Source organism: Winogradskyella pacifica (assembly GCF_013403915.1).
Classification (GTDB): Bacteria; Bacteroidota; Bacteroidia; order Flavobacteriales; family Flavobacteriaceae; genus Winogradskyella; species Winogradskyella pacifica.
The window spans coordinates 1-20,881 of the sequence record NZ_JABFDI010000011.1 but is presented as its reverse complement, the minus strand read 5'-3'; the positions used below and the strand labels follow the sequence as shown (position 1 = coordinate 20,881).

General features: G+C 32.1%; 19 protein-coding genes and 3 tRNA genes. 13 read left to right on the top strand and 9 right to left on the bottom strand.

The window, feature by feature from the left end; all coding sequences use genetic code 11:
• Together HM984_RS10880 and HM984_RS10875 are read right to left on the bottom strand one after the other, a co-directional pair.
• Entirely contained in the window at positions 1-531 is a 531-nt protein-coding gene (locus HM984_RS10880) for an NADPH-dependent FMN reductase (RefSeq protein WP_179349182.1), read from the bottom strand.
• 26 nt (positions 532-557) lie between these two features.
• On the bottom strand, positions 558-911 hold the full coding sequence (locus HM984_RS10875; RefSeq protein WP_179349181.1) for a DoxX family protein: 354 nt from the start codon (positions 909-911) through the stop codon (positions 558-560).
• Positions 912-1,094: 183 nt separating this feature from the next.
• On the opposite strand from HM984_RS10875, the gene HM984_RS10870 reads away from it, so the two are divergent.
• From HM984_RS10870 to HM984_RS10860, 3 genes are read left to right on the top strand one after another with little or no spacing between them, the layout of a single operon-like run.
• Positions 1,095-2,723 carry an acyl-CoA carboxylase subunit beta gene (locus HM984_RS10870; RefSeq protein WP_115812462.1) on the top strand — a complete coding sequence of 543 codons (1,629 nt, stop codon included), beginning with the start codon at positions 1,095-1,097 and terminating at the stop codon, positions 2,721-2,723.
• A 24-nt stretch (positions 2,724-2,747) separates the two neighbouring features.
• Positions 2,748-3,608, top strand: coding sequence for a hypothetical protein (locus tag HM984_RS10865; RefSeq protein ID WP_179349180.1), 861 nt, complete (start codon positions 2,748-2,750; stop codon positions 3,606-3,608).
• Positions 3,601-4,464: a hypothetical protein gene (locus tag HM984_RS10860; protein ID WP_179349179.1), complete on the top strand. Its 864-nt coding sequence runs from the start codon at positions 3,601-3,603 to the stop codon at positions 4,462-4,464. The genes HM984_RS10865 and HM984_RS10860 overlap by 8 nt, the downstream gene beginning before the upstream one ends.
• 51 nt (positions 4,465-4,515) lie before the next feature.
• Here the strand turns inward: HM984_RS10860 and HM984_RS10855 are convergent, their stop codons facing one another.
• From HM984_RS10855 to HM984_RS10830, 6 genes are all read right to left on the bottom strand, one after another.
• Positions 4,516-4,698, bottom strand: coding sequence for a hypothetical protein (locus tag HM984_RS10855; protein WP_179349178.1), 183 nt, complete (start codon positions 4,696-4,698; stop codon positions 4,516-4,518).
• A gap of 101 nt (positions 4,699-4,799) precedes the next feature.
• Positions 4,800-5,162 carry a methylglyoxal synthase gene (locus HM984_RS10850; RefSeq protein ID WP_179349177.1) on the bottom strand — a complete coding sequence of 121 codons (363 nt, stop codon included), beginning with the start codon at positions 5,160-5,162 and terminating at the stop codon, positions 4,800-4,802.
• Between the two features lies 1 nt (position 5,163).
• Positions 5,164-6,027 carry an N-acetylglucosamine kinase gene (locus HM984_RS10845; protein WP_115812454.1) on the bottom strand — a complete coding sequence of 288 codons (864 nt, stop codon included), beginning with the start codon at positions 6,025-6,027 and terminating at the stop codon, positions 5,164-5,166.
• 78 nt (positions 6,028-6,105) lie between these two features.
• A complete protein-coding gene (gene gap / locus HM984_RS10840; RefSeq protein WP_115812452.1) occupies positions 6,106-7,107 on the bottom strand; it encodes a type I glyceraldehyde-3-phosphate dehydrogenase in 1,002 nt (333 codons plus the stop codon).
• Positions 7,108-7,139: 32 nt separating this feature from the next.
• A complete protein-coding gene (gene pfkA, locus HM984_RS10835) occupies positions 7,140-8,126 on the bottom strand; it encodes a 6-phosphofructokinase (protein WP_115812450.1) in 987 nt (328 codons plus the stop codon).
• A 136-nt stretch (positions 8,127-8,262) separates the two neighbouring features.
• Positions 8,263-12,630, bottom strand: coding sequence for a translocation/assembly module TamB domain-containing protein (locus HM984_RS10830; RefSeq protein WP_371312380.1), 4,368 nt, complete (start codon positions 12,628-12,630; stop codon positions 8,263-8,265).
• Between the two features lie 371 nt (positions 12,631-13,001).
• On the opposite strand from HM984_RS10830, the gene tsaD reads away from it, so the two are divergent.
• The 7 genes from tsaD to HM984_RS10795 all read left to right on the top strand — a co-directional run bounded on the left by tsaD (position 13,002) and on the right by HM984_RS10795 (position 19,516).
• The gene (gene tsaD, locus HM984_RS10825; protein WP_179349176.1) at positions 13,002-14,024 is read left to right on the top strand and encodes a tRNA (adenosine(37)-N6)-threonylcarbamoyltransferase complex transferase subunit TsaD; all 1,023 of its coding nucleotides are present in this window, start codon (positions 13,002-13,004) and stop codon (positions 14,022-14,024) included.
• 303 nt (positions 14,025-14,327) lie between these two features.
• A complete protein-coding gene (locus HM984_RS10820) occupies positions 14,328-14,960 on the top strand; it encodes a peptidylprolyl isomerase (protein ID WP_179349175.1) in 633 nt (210 codons plus the stop codon).
• On the top strand, positions 14,960-15,664 hold the full coding sequence (locus tag HM984_RS10815; protein ID WP_179349174.1) for a 16S rRNA (uracil(1498)-N(3))-methyltransferase: 705 nt from the start codon (positions 14,960-14,962) through the stop codon (positions 15,662-15,664). The genes HM984_RS10820 and HM984_RS10815 overlap by 1 nt, the downstream gene beginning before the upstream one ends.
• A gap of 1 nt (position 15,665) precedes the next feature.
• Positions 15,666-16,307, top strand: a complete 642-nt coding sequence (locus HM984_RS10810) for a DUF4159 domain-containing protein (RefSeq protein WP_179349173.1) — start codon at positions 15,666-15,668, stop codon at positions 16,305-16,307.
• Positions 16,308-16,597: 290 nt separating this feature from the next.
• Complete coding sequence (locus HM984_RS10805; protein WP_179349172.1) at positions 16,598-17,107, top strand: TrmH family RNA methyltransferase; 510 nt, start codon at positions 16,598-16,600, stop codon at positions 17,105-17,107.
• A gap of 131 nt (positions 17,108-17,238) precedes the next feature.
• On the top strand, positions 17,239-18,327 hold the full coding sequence (locus HM984_RS10800; protein WP_179349171.1) for an AI-2E family transporter: 1,089 nt from the start codon (positions 17,239-17,241) through the stop codon (positions 18,325-18,327).
• Positions 18,328-18,334: 7 nt separating this feature from the next.
• Positions 18,335-19,516, top strand: a complete 1,182-nt coding sequence (locus HM984_RS10795) for a THUMP-like domain-containing protein (protein WP_179349170.1) — start codon at positions 18,335-18,337, stop codon at positions 19,514-19,516.
• A gap of 46 nt (positions 19,517-19,562) precedes the next feature.
• Here the strand turns inward: HM984_RS10795 and HM984_RS10790 are convergent, their stop codons facing one another.
• Positions 19,563-20,156 carry a hypothetical protein gene (locus HM984_RS10790; protein ID WP_179349169.1) on the bottom strand — a complete coding sequence of 198 codons (594 nt, stop codon included), beginning with the start codon at positions 20,154-20,156 and terminating at the stop codon, positions 19,563-19,565.
• A gap of 224 nt (positions 20,157-20,380) precedes the next feature.
• Here HM984_RS10790 and HM984_RS10785 point away from each other — a divergent pair.
• The 3 genes from HM984_RS10785 to HM984_RS10775 all read left to right on the top strand — a co-directional run bounded on the left by HM984_RS10785 (position 20,381) and on the right by HM984_RS10775 (position 20,704).
• Positions 20,381-20,469 (top strand) — tRNA-Ser (locus HM984_RS10785).
• 52 nt (positions 20,470-20,521) lie between these two features.
• Positions 20,522-20,596 (top strand) — tRNA-Pro (locus HM984_RS10780).
• Positions 20,597-20,630: 34 nt separating this feature from the next.
• A tRNA-Arg gene (locus HM984_RS10775) sits at positions 20,631-20,704 on the top strand.
• The last annotated feature ends 177 nt before the right edge of the window (positions 20,705-20,881 follow it).

The following is a 20,881-nucleotide window of genomic DNA, read 5'->3' as shown; positions in this document are numbered from 1 at the left end:
TTATAGACTGTCTTTAAATAGTTTTACTTTATTTAATAATTCTGAATTTAAGGCTTCATTTGTAATCTTACCATCAGAAAAGTTATCATAAAATGAAGGTAAAGAAAATTGAGCAACAATATTGGCATCGTGTCTAGGAAAACGATCAGAAGCCATTTCTAAAACAGAAGCCCCTCCTCTAGCGCCAGGAGAGGTTGCCATAAGCAATAAAGATTTGTTTAAAAATGTCTTTTGTTCTACTCTAGACGCCCAATCAAATATGTTTTTAAAAGCCGTACTATATGCTCCGTTATGTTCCGCTAAAGAGACTATAAAACCATCTGCTCCTTTTAAGTGACTGACAAAATCTATAGCTTCTTTAGGAAAACCTTCGGCTTGTTCTCTATCTGAACTATATATTGGCATTTCAAAATCGTTTAAATCTAATACTGTTGCACTAACACCATCTACTAATTGTGACGCGTAAGTGACTAATTGTTTATTAATTGAAGTGCTGCTATTACTTCCTGCAAATACTATGATATGCTTCATTTGTTTTAGTGTTTTAGTGTTTAAGTTTAATTGAGTTTTTTATAAAAGATATAAGATGTTATCAGTAAAATAAATGCTAATACCGCTGCCATTTGTTCACCATCACCGATCATATAATGTGCAAAAAAGGCTAGAATAAAAGCAAAAAAGAAACCGGAATACGCCCATTCCTTTAGCGTTTTTAGGCCTGGTGCCCATAGTACAATCAATCCTAATAATTTAACAACAGCATAAGGATAAATAATATAGGCTGGATATCCAAAATTTGTGAATGCGATTACCATATCGTCATGTTTAAAAAAGTACATGCTAATAGAAAACAACATTAACAAAGTTAATAAGCCTGTGGCTGCGTAATAGATAATCTTATTTTTTTTCATTTTTCATTTGTTTTAAAGGTACAAATCTACAATAAAACTAATTAGTTTCCAAGGAAAATAATTCCATGTAATATTATTTTACAAACCAATCACTTTCCAAACATCTTTTCGTTTTGTAAATTCGTACAAAACAAAAACTAAGTTTTAACTCATAAACAACACCCACTTTCATGGGCAACTCATATGGATATCAAATTCAATAAAAACGAAGACCATAATAAGCTTCTTCTTTCCGATCTTAAAAAACGATTAGTTAAAGTAAAACTCGGTGGTGGAGAAAAAAGCATTGAGAAACATAAGGCTAAAGGGAAAATGACAGCTAGAGAACGTGTTAATTACCTTTTGGATCCTAAAGCTAAGTCTATAGAAATAGGAGCATTTGCTGGTGAAGGTATGTATGAGCAATATGGTGGCTGTCCATCGGGAGGTGTTGTTGTGAAGATGGGCTATGTAAAAGGAAAGCAATGCATTGTTGTTGCCAATGACGCCACTGTGAAGGCAGGTGCTTGGTTCCCAATTACAGGAAAAAAGAATTTACGCGCCCAAGAAATCGCTATTGAAAACCGCTTACCAATTATTTATTTGGTGGATAGCGCTGGTGTTTTTCTACCAATGCAAGATGAAATTTTCCCAGACAAAGAACATTTTGGTCGTATTTTTAGAAATAATGCCATAATGAGTAGTATGGGAATTACCCAAATTGCGGCAATTATGGGAAGCTGTGTCGCTGGAGGTGCTTATTTACCGATAATGAGTGATGAAGCTATCATTGTGGATAAAACAGGAAGTATTTTCTTAGCAGGAAGCTATTTAGTAAAAGCTGCAATAGGCGAAACGATTGATAATGAAACTTTAGGTGGAGCTACAACGCACTGCGAAATTTCTGGAGTTACAGATTACAAAGCAAAGGATGATAAAGATGCTTTAGATAAAATTAAAAATCTCGTTGATAAGATCGGGGATTTTGACAAAGCTGGTTATAATAGAGCTGAATCTAAAAAACCAAAAGAGAATCCGGATGATATCTATGGAATTCTTCCAAAAAGTCGCGCTGACCAATACGATATGAAAGAGATTATTAAGCGTTTGGTTGACAACTCTGAGTTTGACGAGTACAAAGAAGATTATGGCAAAACCATTATCACAGCTTATGCTCGGATTGAAGGTTGGGCAGTTGGTATTGTGGCTAATCAACGAAAATTAGTAAAAAACGCAAAAGGAGAAATGCAATTTGGCGGTGTTATATATAATGACTCTGCAGATAAAGCCACGCGTTTTATTGCCAATTGCAATCAGAAGAAAATACCTCTAGTTTTCCTGCAAGACGTTACAGGCTTTATGGTTGGTAGTAAATCGGAACACTCCGGAATCATTAAAGATGGTGCCAAAATGGTAAATGCGGTTAGTAATTCTGTAGTACCAAAATTCACGATTATATTAGGTAATAGTTACGGAGCCGGAAATTATGCGATGTGTGGAAAAGCGTATGACCCTAGATTAATTGCAGCATGGCCAAGTGCAGAACTCGCTGTAATGAGTGGTAATTCTGCTGCAAAAGTGTTATTACAAATTGAAACTGCTTCACTTAAGAAGAGAGGAGAAAAAATCACTAAGGAAAAAGAAGCGGAATTATTCAATAAGATTAAATCGAGATACGACGACCAAGTATCTCCATATTATGCCGCATCTCGTATTTGGACCGATGGAGTAATTGACCCTTTAGACACAAGAACATGGATTTCTATGGGAATAGAAGCTGCTAACCATGCTCCTATTGAGAAACCTTTTAATATGGGTGTTTTACAGGTTTAAATTAACAGTTTATTAAAAAAAATAATGTTTAAATTTTTAATTTTATTTACCGTTTTATCTTTTACAATTAGCACCATGGCTCAGACAGGTGTTGATTTAGGTCTCAATAAAAAGAAAAAATTTATTTCTATTAAGAGCCTTAATAAAGCCGAAAAAGAGCGCATTGAAGATTTTTTTATAACAGATAATGACACTTTAGTAAATCTTAAAAATGACCTTACAGAAGCAGAATTAAAACTGTTTTGTGAATGTTACACTAATGATACTATTATAAAAAAATATAAAGAAGCCGTCTTTCAATATTCTTGGAGTAGGAATAAAAAGTTAAAAATTAGGCAATGGAATGCAGAAATTAAAGTTTATTTCGATTCTGCAATTCCTAAAGATGTAAAGAAAGAGTTTATTGCATTTTATAAACCTTTAAATGAAGTAAAAAATTTAAAAATAGATTTCGTAAAAAATAAAGATGCATCTAATTACGTCATAAAAACCTCCGATACTATAATTTCTCAATTTGGTGCTGATGAATCTGATTATAAAGAAACTCACCCTTTAAAGCGAATCAGTTACAACATTGCAACAGACAATACTTATAAGTTTTATAGCGCAATTACTCTAATTGATTTAAATCGACTTGAAGACAAATCCTTACTTCTTCAAAAACTAAAACAAGTATTCTTTATAAGTTTAGGTCAGTTCGTCGTAAATGAACGTGCTGACGAGACTAGTTTGTTAAGTACTAGATATAAAAACAGTTCTACGATATCTAAAATGGACATAACCCTCCTAAAAATGCATTACCTTAAAATATTTGATCAAGCCATTTCTGCATATGTAATAAATGAGTTGGTAAAAAAATCTAAAACACTATGTACCGATGAATAAAACATCTATATTTTTATTATTCTATTTGTTATTTTTTCTAAATGTTTTTTCACAAAATCGTCAAATCAGTGTGCATAAAGATTATTATGTCCCAAAAACCTCTTTTAAAGAAAAATATAAACCAATAGATTCTATTGGCTATTTAATAAGAGATGGAGATACATTAATTAAAGTGCCAACACTTATACAACCAAAAGGCACACCCGTTCCTTATGAATATAAGGATTCTACTTTTTTAGAATATTATAAGAAAATAGCATTTAATCCAATTCACAAAGACTCTTCGGATACGAAGCCTATGAAATATTGGAAAGCCCCAATAAAAATTTACTTTTCAGAAACTATAAATAATAAAGTAATTAGAGATTTTATGAAATTCACTAAATTACTAGATAGCAAAATAGATTCGTTGAGTATATCTCGTGTAAAAGAATTAAACGAAGCTAATTATATAATCTATGATGATAATAGTTTCCAATACGAAGCAAAGCTGAATTCCGACAGATCTGATTATTGGATTTATTGGAATAATAAAAACCAGATCAACAAAAGTTTTATAAGAATTGTAAATCAACGTGAGTTTTCAAATAAACTTGCTGCAGAAAAGATGAAAGACTTATTCTTTTCTACTCTAGGGTGGTTTAGAAAAACTTATGAACTAGGTTGTGATAGTTACTTTTCAAATTGCTATTCGGAAAACAAGTATTTATCCGAATTTGATGAAGCTTTATTAAAATACCACTATTCGTATGGAATATGTAAAGGTACAACACGTACTTTTTTTGAAGAACAACATCGAACTTCTAAAAAAATATTAGAAAATCATCACACGAAAATATTAATATATCAAAATTAGATACAAAAAAGAGCGCAAATTGCGCTCTTTTTTTTATATCATAAAATGCTATTAAAGAGTTACCCCTTCACGTTTAGCTTTCTTTTCTTCTCTTACTTCTTTAAAACGTTCCATTGCTGAACCAAAAATCCAATATGGTACTACAAAGGTTAAAAGGAAAATCATTAACCAAAATCCTATAGTTAATATGGTTAAAAATGCTAAAAATCCTAAATATTGATCAAAGTCGAACATAATTCTTGTGTAGTTTTCGTTTTGTTAGTACAAAGATATAACCAAAATATAAATTTTACAACAGCCTTGCGTAGTTTTATTAACACGTTATTAAAAAAAGACTATAATGACTTCATTAATAAATCTGCTGTAGCCGGATTTGTAGCCAATGGCACATTGTGTACATCACACAATCTCATTAACATAAGAATATCTGGTTCATGCGGATGGCGATCTAATGGATCTCTAAAAAAAAGTACCATATTACATTTTCCTTCTGCTACTCTTGCTGCTATTTGTGCATCACCACCTAAAGGACCAGATAATAAAGCATTAACATTAAAACCTGCTTTAGATACTTTTTCTCCAGTTGTTCCTGTAGAAATTAAATTAATATTTTTATGATGTAAAACGTCGCTATGTTCATTTAAAAATTGAACCATTTCAGCTTTTTTTCCATCATGAGCTATTATAGCTATTTCCATATTACAAGTTTTTCACGTGATAGTCTACTAAGCCTTCAATTGGTCGTCTCACAAAATTACCAACTTTAAAGCCATATTCTTTAGCTACTTGCTTAATTTCTTGTTGACCAAAAAAGGCGATAGAACCTGCAAAATGAACAGGCGCACCTGCTTTTAATTCCTCTTTATATTGAAGAATCATGTTTTCTGCAAATAGACGAATACCTTTAGTTATAATATTACTAATGTATTCTGAATCTTTATTGATAAACATAAATTCGGCATGGTCAGCTAAATACGCACTTGGATTCGTTTGCTTGTAAAGATTGTATTTAATAAAATCGGCATCTAAATTATGCTTATGAGCAAATGCAACACTAATGGTATCTGGCATTTTCTTAAAGTAGTAATCTCTAATTAATTGTTTACCAAAATAGTTTCCACTGGCATCGTCCATTAATATAAATCCAAGACTATTTACACGTTGGTGCAAATCTTTACCATCATAATAACTACAATTAGAACCTGTTCCTAGTATACAAACTACAGCAGCTTCATCGTTAGAATTAATACATGCTCTAACTGCCGCATAGGTATCTTCTCTAACTTCTACGGTTGCGTTAACGAAATAAGATTCAAGAATTGATTTTAATAACAGTGTTGGTTTCTCTGTTCCGCAGCCTGCACCATAAAAGTAAATATGTGTAACATCGCTAGCAATAGCCATTAATTCTTTACTCTTACGAATTGTTTTATTCAGTTTTTTTTCTGCTACAATAGCAGGATTTAAACCTTTGGTTCTTATTTTGTCTACGGCTTGTTTGCCATTAGAATCTATAGCAATCCAGTCGCATTTTGTAGAACCTCCATCTGTAATTAAAATCATAATAATCTATATAATTAAAAATTCCGTAGCCTATGATAATTCATAATTCTACGGAATTTTCTGAATTAACACTAGGTCTTATAAGCTATTTGCTTTTTGAGCTAAATCAATTAATTTGTTTGAATATCCAAATTCATTGTCATACCAAGAGATTAATTTAAAGAATTTAGAATTTAATTCAATTGAAGCATCCGCATCAAAAACACTAGTTCTTTCTTCACTTACAAAATCTTGAGATACAACAGCATCTTCAGTATATCCTAGAACACCTTTCATAGATCCTTCAGCTGCTTTTTTCATTGCTGCTTTAATCTCTGCTAAAGTTGTGTCTTTTTTAGTTTTTACAGTTAAATCTACAACTGAAACATCTACAGTTGGTACTCTAAATGCCATACCTGTAAGTTTTCCGTCTAATTCAGGAATTACTTTACCTACTGCTTTTGCAGCTCCTGTAGAACTTGGAATAATGTTATTAAGTGCAGAACGTCCTAAACGGTAATTTTTAGGTGATGGTGCATCTACTGTAAATTGTGTAGACGTTGCTGCGTGAATTGTTGTCATTAAAGCTTCTTCAATTCCGAAGTTATCTTCTATTACTTTAGCGATAGGTGCTAAACAGTTTGTTGTACAAGACGCGTTAGAAACGATAGTATCGCTAGCTTTTAGCGTATTATCATTTACACCCATTACAAACATTGGTGCATCTTTACTTGGTGCAGAAATTACTACTTTTTTAGCACCACCATCAATATGGTATTGCGCTGTTTCTAAAGTTGTAAAAATACCTGTACATTCTGCAACAACTGTTGCGCCTGCTTCATCCCACTTTAAATTTTTAGGATCTCTTTCTGCTGTAACACGAATTGTTTTTCCGTCAACTACTAAATGTCCATCTTTTACTTCAACAGTTCCGTCAAATCTTCCGTGAACTGAATCATATTTTAATAAATATGCTAAATGCTCTACATCTAATAAATCATTAATTGCCACAACATCAACGTCATTACGTTTTACTGTTGCTCTAAAAACTATTCTTCCTATTCTACCGAATCCGTTGATTCCTAATTTTAAATTTGCCATTTCTCTATTTTTATTTTAATTTTTATTCGTTATTAAATTGACATTATATCAGAAACTCTTAAAAGTTCCTTGTTTATTTTTGATTTTCCTTTTACAGCTTGATCAAATGGTGTTAATTCTATGACGTCGTTTTTCATACCAACCATATAATTACTTTTGCCTGTAATTAAACTTTCTACAGCCTTTACTCCCATTCTACTTGCAAAAACCCTATCAAAACAAGACGGTGGACCTCCACGTTGCATATGCCCAAGTACAGAAACTCTAACATCGTACCCTTCCATATTTTGGTCTACATAATCTTTAAGTTCAAAAACACTTTTACCTATTTTATCCCCTTCGGCGACTACAACTATACTCGATGATTTTCCAGATTTTTTACTTCGTTTTAAAGATTCAACAAGTCTATCTAGTCCTAAATCTTCTTCAGGAATTAAAATTTCTTCTGCTCCACCTGCAATACCAACATTTAAAGCAATATGCCCAACATCTCTTCCCATCACTTCAACAAAAAACAATCTGTTATGTGAACTTGCTGTGTCTCTAATTTTATCGATAACTTCAACAACTGTATTTAAAGCTGTATCGTAACCAAGTGTATGTGTTGTACCAAAGATATCGTTATCTATAGTACCTGGAATTCCCATTACTGGAAAATTAAATTCCTTATTAAATATCATGGCACCCGTAAAACTACCATCACCACCTATCACAACAAAAGCATCAATACCAGCTTTTTTTAATTGCTCGTAAGCTAATTGTCGGCCTTCTTTTGTTCTAAATTCTTTTGATCTCGCAGATTTTAAAATCGTACCACCTTTATTAATGATACCTTTTACACTACGTGCATCCATCTCTATAAAATCCCCATCAATCATCCCTTCATAGCCTCTATAAATACCGTAGCATTTTATATCATGAAAAGCACAAGTTCTTACTACAGATCTAATTGCAGCGTTCATTCCTGGCGCATCTCCTCCAGAGGTTAAAACACCTATTTTTTTTATTGTTTGTAGCATTATCTTAATTATTTACAGTAAAATTAAGAAACTTAATATATAAAAAAGTGACTATTATCATAAAATAACTAGCGAAAAAACAATTCAAACGTTTTCGTTAATAAGTATTTAATAAGTATGAAAGAATTTACGGAGTTTAAGATTTGTTTTTTGTCTTTTTATCCTTCATAGTCATATAAGCGGGCAGTAAATCATTATCATCGTTCTTCTTTTTTTCCTTCTCTTTACTTTCATTTTTATCTTTTTTGTTTTTACCCGAAAAGATAATTTGAAGTAATTCTTTGAACGAATCAAACTCTACATTATAAGACAAACCAACACCTTGTGTATAGCCAATTTCTTCACCAAAGTTTCTAATACTATTTTCTCTATTGAATACTTTAGCTCTTAATGTACCATCTTCATTTAGCAATAAATCTATTTGAACATCTCCACTAATAACCGTTTGGCTAGCACTTCCAAATGGTACACCTACCTTACCGTTTACTAATATTTTATCACTTATTTTGGTTTGAAGTGTTAAACCAAACTTATTGTTAGTCTGTAATTCTGGTGTGTCTTGGCCTAATTCAAAATCAATACCGATATCTAAATTTCCATTATTTGTACCAAAAAGGTTGTTTACAATTCCTGTTAATCGTTCTGAAATCGTCCCTGTGAAGTTAGCACCTCCTAAACTGCTAGAAAACCCTCCTGTTGCTAAAAATATTAAGGCTTGATTATCGCGTTCGTCCTTAGAAGACAACCTATAATCTAACTCAGATTTAACGGTTGAACTCACATTAGGGAATCTAAAATCGAACTGTGGATCTGGTTGTTCTAATTTGCCTGTTAAATGAATTTCGACTTCTACATCGATACTCTGATTTATAGGATTATCTAATAAAACGGAAGGATTAGCATTGCCTTCATAAACCGCTTTTAAGTTTAGTTCGGCATTTAGAGGATCACCTTCCCATACAATACTTCCTCCTTGTTCAACCTTAAATTTCTTTTCTACAAAGCCACCGTATTTAAAATTGTAAAACCCTTCGTAAACCACAAAATCTCCCCACATGTTGAAGGTTCCGTTGGTATTTATTAAAAAGTTTAATCCACCTACTCCTCGTCCTTTTATAGTGCTTCCTGCTTCTTTATCTATTACAATTTCAATAACTGCGTTTTCGTTGACATTTAAATCAAAATCTAAGACTAAACCTTTAACTTCAATTTGCTCTGAGATTTCTCCTTTAATTCTGGCTGCTTTCTCTTCAGGACTTAAAAAATGAATAAAAGAGTTGTCACCAAAACTTTCAGAATCATTAAGCGGTATAAAAAATTCTGTTCCTGCTTCGGTTCTTCCATTTATAACTTTAATAGTGAGTTGATCTGTTGGCCCTTTTATTTCTGCTTTTCCTGAAATAAATCCTGTACCATAATATAATTCATCTTCAGATTCTTCTGTGTTTAAAACCAAAAGTCGGTCGGTATCTAATTCTAAACCTAGTTTCCAATCTGAAAAGTTATTGTGTGCAATAAAGCCATTTAAACTTCCTTTAGAAAAGTATTTAGAGTCCGTCATGGAAACATCATTAAAAATAAACTGCTGACCTCTTAGTGATACTTTTGAATCGAAATCAAAACCATAATCCACGTTGAGATATGGAATGGACATACCCGCTCTATCGAGCAAGAGCTCCCCATAAATAGCAGGTTTATTTAAGCTTCCGGTTACATTAGCATAACCAGAAACCAAACCTCTTATATTATTAATAACCCCTTCTCCCAATGGATTTAAAGGATCTAGCAAAAACTCTTCGAACTTAACGTTTAAATCAATTACAGGATTCTTCTCTGCGACATCTATGGTACCTTTTGCGTCTAATGATTTTAAATTATCATTAACTAAAGTAACATCGACGTTATAATTGGTAATAGAATTATTCCCTTCTATTTTGGCTTTAAGATTTCCTAAGTCGTAATCATTTACAAAAAACCCGCTGACTTCTACATTAGATTTTGGTAAATAAACGCCTGCATTCTGAACCACATCTAGATGTCCGTTTACAATACCTCTTAGAGCCAAACTGTCAATTCGGGGTGTTATTTTTACCAATTGCACATCTTTAAAATCTACATTGAAGTTCTTATTAATAGAGTCTTTTACTTGGCCTGAAACTAATATTTCTTCATCCTCATGTGTAATTCGTATTGGAAAAATATCAAAAGCTTTAAAATCTCTATCAAAAGTCACTTTATTTAAGGTGTCCTTTTCTGAATTTAAAAGCCAATCAAATCCTTTAAACTTTACTTCAGATTTTCTTAATCCCACAACAGATTTATTTGCTTTATCTATAGTATAAAACAGACTTAGATTAAAGTCATCTGTATTATTAGTTCCTCCTTTAAATTCAGACTTAATTAATAAAGTATCCCTCTTGGTAACGTTAATGAGGCTAAATTGAGAAGCGTTATAAATGCCAGCACTAAGAGTATCAATTTCCACAAACGTATTAAATAGAGGATTACTGTTATCAATACTAACATTAATATTATTAGCAAAGTAATCTTTAAATTTAATTTCTGGCGAATTAAACGTGAGCTCAAACCCTTTTTCATCGGTTTCTATCCGTCCTTCAATAAACGTGTTTTTACCTAAAATAAGGTCTTTAAAAAACACCGTTGCGATTTTAGAATAAATGTTAAATCTAAAATTGATATACTGATCTTTTTCTACAACATTTGGTACAAAATTGGTATAAATACTTCCCACAGAATTCTCAACCAAACCTAATATATCCTTGGTTTTAAACTGACCTGTAATTTTACCATTAATAATGTCTGGTGAATTAATGGCTAAGGTTCTTTCATTATTATCAAAAGAAGATACAATATCAAAATCTTGAAAACTGTAATCACTATCTTGATTTTTATAGGTGGTGTTCTTAATATTAATGGCACCAACGGCATTATCTATAGTTGTACCTGTTGCAGACATGGTTACTAAACCTCTAAATTCTGAAATACTATCTCGTGTTACAAAATTTAATTCACTAAGGTTAGCATAACCAACATTGGCTTTAAAGTCGAATTTTTTAAGGTCTTCAGAAAAATCTGCTAATCCATTAAAATCGAGTTGTAAATTAAGGTCTTCAATTTTTACAATTCCGTTAAAAATACTATTTCCAAGATCACCAGAAAGCTTTATATCTCTATAGGTATAACCGTTATAGTCTAACACAAAAACATCTCCTTTAACATCTGTTCTTAGGTTTTTAATTGTAAACCCTTTTCCATCAACATCAAGATTTAAAGAGGCATTTTTAACTAGTGGATCATTAATGAGCTCACCGATATTAAATTCATCCAACACAATATTTCCTACATAATTGGCATTATCAATATTATCGATATTTGTAAGCAGTAAATTAGATTTTATAAAACCCAAATCTGTGTCTATTTCTAAATCTGCTTCAACACGTTTAGCGGTAATAAATGATGTTCCCTTTATGTTAAAATTTCCAACCTTAGAAATAACACTAGGAATAGAGTTCCCTAATAGTCTTGGTAATAAAGCCGTTAAGTCTCTATAATTCGACGCTAAATTTTGAAAATTTCCTTGTAAAGCAAAACTATCGTCCTCTTTACTAAACAGGTTTTTAAATGTAATATCCCCAATAATTCGGGTATTGGTCGTTGTGCTTATATTGAGGTTTTTAGCTTCAAGATTGTTTAATGTCCCTGATAAATCGGCATTAAATGCTGCATGTTGGTCTGTACCAAACTCATCAAAAAACACATTTAACTCTGTTAGTGAAATATCAGAATCTCTAAAGCTTGCGACCACATTTACCTTGTCTGTAAAATGCTTAAAATCTTCTCGGTTGTAATCAAATCTTAAGTCTCCTTTTATTTCCGATTCTTCTGACTTAATGTTAAGATCACCAAAACTCATATGATCTAAAGTGTACTCAAAATTTGCCATTAAGTTCTTAACGGCTATACCTCTACTATCTCTAAAGCTGAATTTATTAATTCGAGATCTTACCTCAGGACCATTAATTAAGAAGTTGGTGGTATTTGCATTGAGTTCTGTGAATTCAAATATTTCTGGTGTTTCTAAATTTTCATCAATTAATCTAAATATTCCATTTTCAATGGAAACATCACTCGATGAAAACAAAAACTCACTTGGACCAACTCTTGGATTATCGTCATCAAACTTTGCCACAAAGACATCTAAATTAGTATCTGATTCTCCTTTATACGTTTTTAGGTTAAAAATAACATCCTGAAGGTCAATATCTCCAAAATTGAGTTTGCTATTTAATAAATTTTGAAAGCTAATTATAGAGCTATTTAACTCCCCAACACTGATCAGTGTATCCTTTTTATAATCTCTAATTAATATTTCTTTCAATTCAATATCCCCATTGAGCTGAAGTCCAACGCGACCAATATTTATATTAGTTTTAAAATCGCTATTAATTCTATCTGTAGCATATCTCCCTAACTTTGTTTGCACAGCTGGAATAGATAACACTAGAAACAAAATAAAAAATAGCAACACTATAATTGCTACTATTTTTCCTATTATTTTGAATATCCGTTTGATAGAATTTATGAGATTTAATTTTTACACCAATTAAACTTCAAAATAATCGATTAAATTAGTTTCTTTTTCCTTTTTATTTCATTAAAAAAAATAGAACCGTAGCTATGGCTATGCTTAGATTTTTTATATCCTAAAAAGAAAAAATAATTCAAATTTATTATCAACCATTTTAAAATTCATTTGGTCTGATTTCTTATTACCTTTGTCCATACAATACGTTGTTAAATAAGGAAAAGGACTTTAACTGGTAAAATTAACAATTATTGTGCCCAATATCGACTATGAAAAAAGAAAATATTTACATCCTCGGAATTGAGTCGTCTTGCGATGACACGAGCGCAGCAATACTATGTAACGATCAAATTCTAAGCAATGTTGTTGCAGACCAGAAAATACATGCTGAATATGGTGGTGTTGTACCAGAATTAGCATCGCGTGCGCACCAACAAAACATTGTACCAGTGGTACACCAAGCCATAGAAAAAGCTGGAATTAAAAAGGAGCAATTAAGCGCTGTAGCTTTCACTAAAGGCCCAGGGTTAATGGGCTCTTTATTAGTTGGCACCTCTTTTGCCAAATCATTGGCTTACGGGTTGGATATTCCTTTGATTGACGTCAACCACATGCAAGCCCATATTTTAGCCCATTTTATTGACGAAAAAGATCATAAAAAACCACCTTTCCCTTTTTTAGCCATGACTATTTCTGGTGGACACACGCAGATTGTAAAAGTGAATAGTCATTTTGACATGGAAGTTATAGGTGAAACTATTGATGATGCCGTTGGCGAAGCTTATGATAAAAGCGGAAAAGTTTTAGGCTTAGGATATCCTGCAGGACCAGAAATTGACAGACGTGCGCAACTCGGAAACCCGAAAGCGTATCAATTTACCAAACCAAAAGTTGATGGATTGAATTTCAGTTTTTCAGGATTAAAAACGAACATTCTCTATTTTGTACAACGCGAAGTCAAAGCAAATCCTAATTTTATTGAAGAAAACTTAAATGATATCTGTGCGTCTATTCAATATACTATCGTTGGAATTTTAATGGCTAAATTAAAACTAGCTGTGAAGCAAACTGGCATAAATCATATTGCAATTGGCGGAGGCGTTTCAGCGAATTCAGGTATTAGAAAAGCACTTAAAGATGCTGAACAAAAATTTGGATGGACGAGTTATATTCCAAAGTTTGAATACACCACCGATAATGCTGCCATGATTGCTATTGTTGGGTATTTAAAATATTTAGAGAAAGATTTTTCGGATTTTGATGTCATGGCTACGGCACGATTGAAAATTTAATTTTTGAGTTTATATTCTTAAAAACACTATTTACCAATTAGCTTTTATTATCCCGCTACTTCTGAGTATCTCAGTGAAAAAGTTGTACACAGAGATTCTCAGAAAAAATAAAATTCTTGGAGAGAGAAGTCATCATTCATGTCTCATTTTTAGATCTACAAGATTTTTGCACATTACAAAAGAGTTTATTTTTCAAAATTGTTAAAACATCTGTTAATATTCTTACATTCTTTACTTCAATTATAACCTAAAATTTAGTTGCTTTGCAGTACCCCAAAATCTAACTAAATTCAAATCTAAATTATGAAGCATTTATTTACACTTTTACTTTTAATTCCTTTATTCAGTTTTTCTCAAGAGTCTTTTGAAAAACAACTCGATTCCATTTCAACGTCAGAGGAAGCAACGGCGTTTTTAAAAGAAAACAAACCTAAACAAGGTAAATTATCTACATATAATAGAGAAAAACATAAAACCAGATTAGCCAACGACCTGTTTAATCTTTCTAAAGGTGGAAAAAAAGTAACAAGAACCGACTTTAAAAAAACCTTTTATAAAGTTGTAGATAAATCTGATGTGGATCATTTTAAATTTGACATTATTATAATCGATGCGTTTAAAACTTCAGAAGAAGAAGCCAAAATAAAACGAGAGAAGGTCTTTGCATTATACCAACAAGGCTATAAGTTTAAAGATTTAGCAAAGCACCACTCTTCTGGAAATACAGCAAAAACAAAAGGTGATACCGGATGGATAAAAGCTGGTGATATGCCTCTTGCTTTTGATGCTGTGGCAATACATGAAAATCATGACATCGGAGATGTTTTTCCTATCGACGATGTTGAAAATAAAAAATATTATTTAGTTCTTAAAACCGAAAACAGAACACCAATTGAAGAGATTACAGTCTTAAAATTCACTGAAGATATTGAATAATGCAATTATTTTACAATCCAAATATTTCTGAAAACGATACAAGCTTTAGTTTTGACAAAGATGAAAGCAGGCATATCGCAAAAGTTTTACGCAAAACTATTGGTGACACGTTGCATATCACCAATGGAAATGGTTGGTTGTTTACTGCAGAAATCACATTCGCAGATCAGAAACATTGCACGGTTGCTATTACTTCTAAAAGCCTACAACCTAAAAGAGGTTATAATTTACATTTAGCTGTTGCTCCAACAAAAATGAACGACAGGTACGAGTGGTTTTTAGAAAAAGCAACAGAGATGGGTGTAGAAACCATTACCCCTATCATTTGCGATCATAGCGAACGTAAAGTGGTGAAGACCGAACGTTTTGAAAAAATCATTCAGTCCGCAATGAAACAATCGCTGCAATCTTATTTACCAAAATTAAATGCTCCAGTCGCTTTTAAAGACTTCATGAATCAAGATTTTACAGATCAGATTTTTATTGCTCATTGTGAAGAAACAGATAAAAAATCTTTAAAATCGCAATTAAAAACAGCATCAGATTGTATCATTTTAATTGGACCAGAAGGAGACTTTAGCGTTAAAGAAATCGAAATGGCCTTGGAGCACCATTTTATTCCCGTAACTTTGGGTGAGACACGCTTAAGAACAGAAACGGCCGCTATTGCAGCTTGCCATTCTGTGGCATATACTAATGAATAATATGAAAGTACTTTTTTCTCTTTTCTTTTCTCTCTTTTCCCTCTTCTTGTTTTCCCAAGATGTCGCCATCCTAAAATATAAAGGAGGAGGCGATTGGTACAGTAATCCAACGGCTTTACCAAATTTAGTAAAGTATTGTAATGATAATATTGACACTAACATCAACGAAAGTATTCAAACTGTAGAAGCAGGAAGTATTGATGTTTTTCAGTTTCCTTTTTTACACATGACGGGTCATGGTAATGTGTTTTTTAGTGATGATGATGCTGAAAATTTAAGGAATTATCTCATTTCTGGTGGGTTTCTTCATATTGATGACAATTATGGAATGGAACCTTACATCACTAGAGAACTGAAGAAAGTATTTCCAAACAATGAATTAATCGAAATTCCTAAGGACCACAAAATATTTAGTTCGGCATTTGAATTTCCAAATGGTTTACCTAAAATCCATGAGCACGACGGTAAAGCGCCTCAAGCTTTTGGGATTTTTCAAGATAGTAGATTGGTATTATTATTTACTCTTGAAAGTGATTTAGGAGATGGTTGGGAAGACCAAGAAGTACATAATGACCCGGAAGATGTCAGAGAGAAAGCACTAAAAATGGGTGCTAACATTCTGAAGTATGCTTTTGAGAATTAATTTTTATTTAGAACAAAGATAAAAGAGCTTAGAACAAAGACTAAATAGTCATGAAAAAGTTTTCAATACCATATAAAATAGCAGCTGCGTTATTAGTTCTTGCTTTTACGTTTCAGTCTATGGAGTCTATAAATAGTCATACCTACTCCGCTGGCTTATCTAACTTTCATGCTGAATGTCCTAAAGGAATAACATGTTGCTTCGGACATTCATATCATTCAATATATAATTGCGGAAATGCAACTCACATTAATTGATTAAGCCTTTCAATAAAATTTTAAACCTAACTTTTGAGCCAGTTAAACCACTACAATTCCAATTTCAAAAAACAAACATTTCCTATTACAGTAGTTTGCGATAATGTTACCAATGCTCCAAATATTGGGAGTCTATTCAGAATTGCAGATGCTTTTGGTATTGAAAAACTCATTTTTTGTGGGTCAGATATTCCATTAGGTAAACGGATGACAAAGACGTCTCGTTCTACTGAAAAGTATGTTGATTATAGTATAGAAGACGCTATTGAAACACAAGTAAAAACTTTAAAGGCAAATAACTACTATCTCATTGCTTTAGAAATTTCAGAAAACAGTCAGCCCATAACCGAATTTAAACTTCAAACCAACCAACCCATTGCGTTAATTTTAGGTGATGAAAATTTTGGAGTATCTGAGGCTATTTTAGAACAAGTAGATGCTATCGTTCATATTAATATGTTTGGAAATAATAGCAGCATGAATGTTGTCCAAGCTACTAGTATTGCCCTTTATGAAATCACAAAACAATTGAATGCTATTTAGATTGAAACATTTAATCTCAACATCTTTAAGTATATTTATCGCATGAAACGAGCCTGCTAAACGCAATTTCAATCAAGCAGACTATTAATAGCGAACAACATGTGTCCTATTAAAACAATAAATACAAACACATGAATTCAAAAATCATAGCCAACGGTATTTTACGAGCTTTAGGGGTTGTTCTAGCTGTAATTTTGGTGTTATATTTCTTATTTAAAATTCAATCTGTTATTGTTTACATCGCTCTTGCTGTTGTTATTTCATTAATAGGCCGACCAATTATACTATTTTTAAGAGAGCGATTAAAATTTAACAATACCATTGCTGTGGTTACCACAATGGTTTTACTTCTAGGGATATTAGTCGGTCTTATAGGATTATTTATACCATTAATAATTGAGCAAGGTCATAATTTAGCCTTATTAAATATTGAACAACTACAAGGTAATATTGAAAATCTTTATGATCAAATTATCACCTACTTTCAGTTTAACAATATTGATATTGAACAATCTATAGAAGATTCACATTTACTTTCAAAACTCGATTTTGCTATTATACCAGACTTTTTAAATAGCTTTATTAGCGGCTTAGGCAGTTTTAGCATCGGACTGTTCTCCGTACTCTTTATTTCATTCTTCTTTTTAAAAGACAGTAAGTTGTTTGAAGATGGTTTAATGACATTTATTCCCAGCGGAAACGAAGAGCGTTCTAAGCGCTCAATTACAACCATTAAAGATTTACTATCACGTTATTTTGTAGGTCTTATATTTCAAATTTTAATCTTATTCGTAATATACACTATTGTCTTACTAGTCTTTGGAATTGATAATGCTATTGTTATCGCATTTTTATGTGCACTTCTTAATCTTGTGCCTTATGTTGGGCCATTAGTTAGTGGATTTTTAATGCTTTTATTAAGTATGTCTAGCAATTTAGGAGAAAGCTTTAGCGAAGTGATTTTACCAAAAACCACCTATGTGATGATTGGTTTTATTTTTGCACAATTGGTAGACAATTTCTTTAGTCAGCCTTACATTTTTTCTAAAAGTGTAAAATCTCATCCGTTAGAAATCTTCTTAGTAATCATCATAGCAGGCATTTTATTTGGTGTTGTAGGAATGATTGTAGCGATACCGACTTACACAGCAATAAAAGTAATTTTAAAAGAGTTCTTATCGGATTATAACATCGTTCAGAAGTTCACCAAAAACCTATAGTTTTAAATTGAATAAGACACTGCTAAATATCGAAATTCAAGATTTTATAAACGACAATATAAATTCAGACACTTCTGCTTTATTATTAAAAGGTATTCCTTTTGAATCGGTAGATTCAAAATTAATCATAGAACAAATTGAAGCGAAAAAACGGTGCCATAGGAAACTACCAACGTGGTTTACAACACAAAATATATACTACCCTAACAGGTTAAATATTGAACAAACCTCTTCAGAACTAACTGCTGAATTTAAAGCAAGCTTGGTATCTGGAAATTCGTTAATTGACCTCACAGGAGGATTTGGAGTTGATGCTTATTATTTTTCAAAACAAGTAAACCATGTTACCCATTGTGAAATTAATTCTGAATTATCCGAACTTGTAAAACACAACATAGAAGCGCTCAATATTACTAATATTATCTGCATTAACGAAAATGGAATCAAAGCTTTAAAACACATTAATACGCCGCTAGATTGGATTTATGTGGATCCATCGCGTCGTGACGATTCAAAGCAAAAAGTCTTTCTACTTTCAGATTGCGAACCAAACATAAAAACATATCAAGATTTATTTCTAAAATATGCTAAGAATGTGATGATTAAAACCTCGCCATTATTGGATTTATCGGCGACACTTTCTGATTTAAATTATGTAAAAGAAATTCATGTTGTGGCCGTTAACAATGAGGTTAAAGAGTTATTATGGACCTTAGAGCGTAATTATAACGGTAACGTTTTAGTAAAAACAGTGAATTTACAAAAAGATAAATCTCAAGATTTCAATTTTAATTTCAACAATGAGTCTGAAGCCATAGCAACTTACAATGAGCCCCTCACCTATCTATACGAACCCAATGCTGCTGTTTTAAAATCGGGTAGTTTTAATTCGGTTAGTGCGCTTCTTAATGTAGACAAGTTACACAAACACTCGCATTTATACACTTCTGAGACACTTATAGATTTTCCGGGTAGACGATTTATAATTGAAAAGATCCTACCATTCAACAAAAAAACATTCTCAAAAGAAAAAATCTCGAAAGCAAACATCACCACTCGAAACTTTCCGCTTTCTGTAAGCGATATTCGTAAAAAACTAAAAGTTAAGGATGGTGGAAATAGCTATCTCTTTTTCACTACAGATTGTAATGATTCTAAAATTATTATTATTTGCTCTAAAGTATATTAGCAATTCTTATATCATTTTATTATCTAGTTAGTATTCATTTCTTCAGTCACAGAAATCCGTCTTGAACAACAACCATATCACCTCCCCAAAGTTTAACCAAGAATGAAATATCAACAGGAAAGAATGAGGACGATCCATCTGAATTATATTTCACAGGACATTCTAATCGGTTATTATTTATAATTCGACATTTATTCTGGCCATTATCAGAAATAAATATAGCGCCAGAATCTAACTTTTCATATACTTTTTTTAGGTCGATAATGGCATATTTCAAAAATTCTGAAGATTTGCTTACTTCTTTTTTAGAGCAATTTAAAATACCATAAGTAAAATAATGCGCCTTCATTTTAAAATATTCAGATTCTTTACGATCCTCATGTTTATTTTTATCGCGTCTATAACGAATTGTAAAATCGTTGAAGGTTTTATATTTTTCTTCTCTAAAACGTTCTTGTACACTTTTTATAGCATTTCCATTTCTAAAAATGTAATCAATACCGTCCGTCATGTCAATAAATTTAGCGTAGCTCTTTTTTAACCTAACCTCTTGCCAATCAATGCGTTTATAAATATTAGGTAGTGCAATATGTTTATGCACGTAATCTGTAAACGCTCTATCTTTTTTATAACTAGACATTTAACACTTTAGAATTTATAAATGGTCACTTTAATAAAACAAACACTAAATAGATATAAGAAATTTCAACACAATTCTTATATCTCTCTGATAAATATACACTTAAATATGCGATGTAAATTATTCCAATAATTTTTTAAAAAAACTCAAAAAAATTGTTGCGTTCTTTAAAATGTTAAGTTACATTTGCATCCGCATTTAAAGAGAATGTTCTTTTGCTTATTGGAGAGGTGCCTGAGTGGCCGAAAGGAGCGGTTTGCTAAATCGTCGTAGGTGGAAACACTTACCCAGGGTTCGAATCCCTGTCTCTCCGCAAAATTTACTGCAGCATATGCGACTGTTAGTAATATTAATGATAACCAATTCGGGGTGTAGCGTAGCCCGGTTATCGCGCCACGTTTGGGACGTGGAGGCCGCAGGTTCGAATCCTGCCACCCCGACTTTTATTGAATTTTTAGAGTTTTACTCTGGAATGGTCGCATAGCTCAGCTGGATAGAGCACCTGCCTTCTAAGCAGGCGGTCCTAGGTTCGAATCCTAGTGCGATCACAAGAAGCCTTAACATTTATGTTGAGGCTTTTTTGTGTTTTATAAGTATATATAATATAACAAATTTGAAAATTGTTGAGAGAGAGCATGGATCAAGACCAAAAGTTGTGTTTAAGCAAAAATGGTTGTTAATCTAAAAAGGAAAAATTCTATATTTTTAACACCTCTAAACTGTGC

Excerpts from the sequence above, each read along its gene's own strand:
- HM984_RS10880 (WP_179349182.1), bottom strand. The coding sequence starts at position 531 with ATGAAGCATATCATAGTATTTGCAGGAAGTAATAGCAGCACTTCAATT.
- HM984_RS10875 (WP_179349181.1), bottom strand. The coding sequence starts at position 911 with ATGAAAAAAAATAAGATTATCTATTACGCAGCCACAGGCTTATTAACT.
- HM984_RS10870 (WP_115812462.1), top strand. The coding sequence starts at position 1,095 with ATGGATATCAAATTCAATAAAAACGAAGACCATAATAAGCTTCTTCTT.
- HM984_RS10865 (WP_179349180.1), top strand. The coding sequence starts at position 2,748 with ATGTTTAAATTTTTAATTTTATTTACCGTTTTATCTTTTACAATTAGC.
- HM984_RS10860 (WP_179349179.1), top strand. The coding sequence starts at position 3,601 with ATGAATAAAACATCTATATTTTTATTATTCTATTTGTTATTTTTTCTA.
- HM984_RS10855 (WP_179349178.1), bottom strand. The coding sequence starts at position 4,698 with ATGTTCGACTTTGATCAATATTTAGGATTTTTAGCATTTTTAACCATA.
- HM984_RS10850 (WP_179349177.1), bottom strand. The coding sequence starts at position 5,162 with ATGGAAATAGCTATAATAGCTCATGATGGAAAAAAAGCTGAAATGGTT.
- HM984_RS10845 (WP_115812454.1), bottom strand. The coding sequence starts at position 6,027 with ATGATTTTAATTACAGATGGAGGTTCTACAAAATGCGACTGGATTGCT.
- gap (WP_115812452.1), bottom strand. The coding sequence starts at position 7,107 with ATGGCAAATTTAAAATTAGGAATCAACGGATTCGGTAGAATAGGAAGA.
- pfkA (WP_115812450.1), bottom strand. The coding sequence starts at position 8,126 with ATGCTACAAACAATAAAAAAAATAGGTGTTTTAACCTCTGGAGGAGAT.
- tsaD (WP_179349176.1), top strand. The coding sequence starts at position 13,002 with ATGAAAAAAGAAAATATTTACATCCTCGGAATTGAGTCGTCTTGCGAT.
- HM984_RS10820 (WP_179349175.1), top strand. The coding sequence starts at position 14,328 with ATGAAGCATTTATTTACACTTTTACTTTTAATTCCTTTATTCAGTTTT.
- HM984_RS10815 (WP_179349174.1), top strand. The coding sequence starts at position 14,960 with ATGCAATTATTTTACAATCCAAATATTTCTGAAAACGATACAAGCTTT.
- HM984_RS10810 (WP_179349173.1), top strand. The coding sequence starts at position 15,666 with ATGAAAGTACTTTTTTCTCTTTTCTTTTCTCTCTTTTCCCTCTTCTTG.
- HM984_RS10800 (WP_179349171.1), top strand. The coding sequence starts at position 17,239 with ATGAATTCAAAAATCATAGCCAACGGTATTTTACGAGCTTTAGGGGTT.
- HM984_RS10790 (WP_179349169.1), bottom strand. The coding sequence starts at position 20,156 with ATGTCTAGTTATAAAAAAGATAGAGCGTTTACAGATTACGTGCATAAA.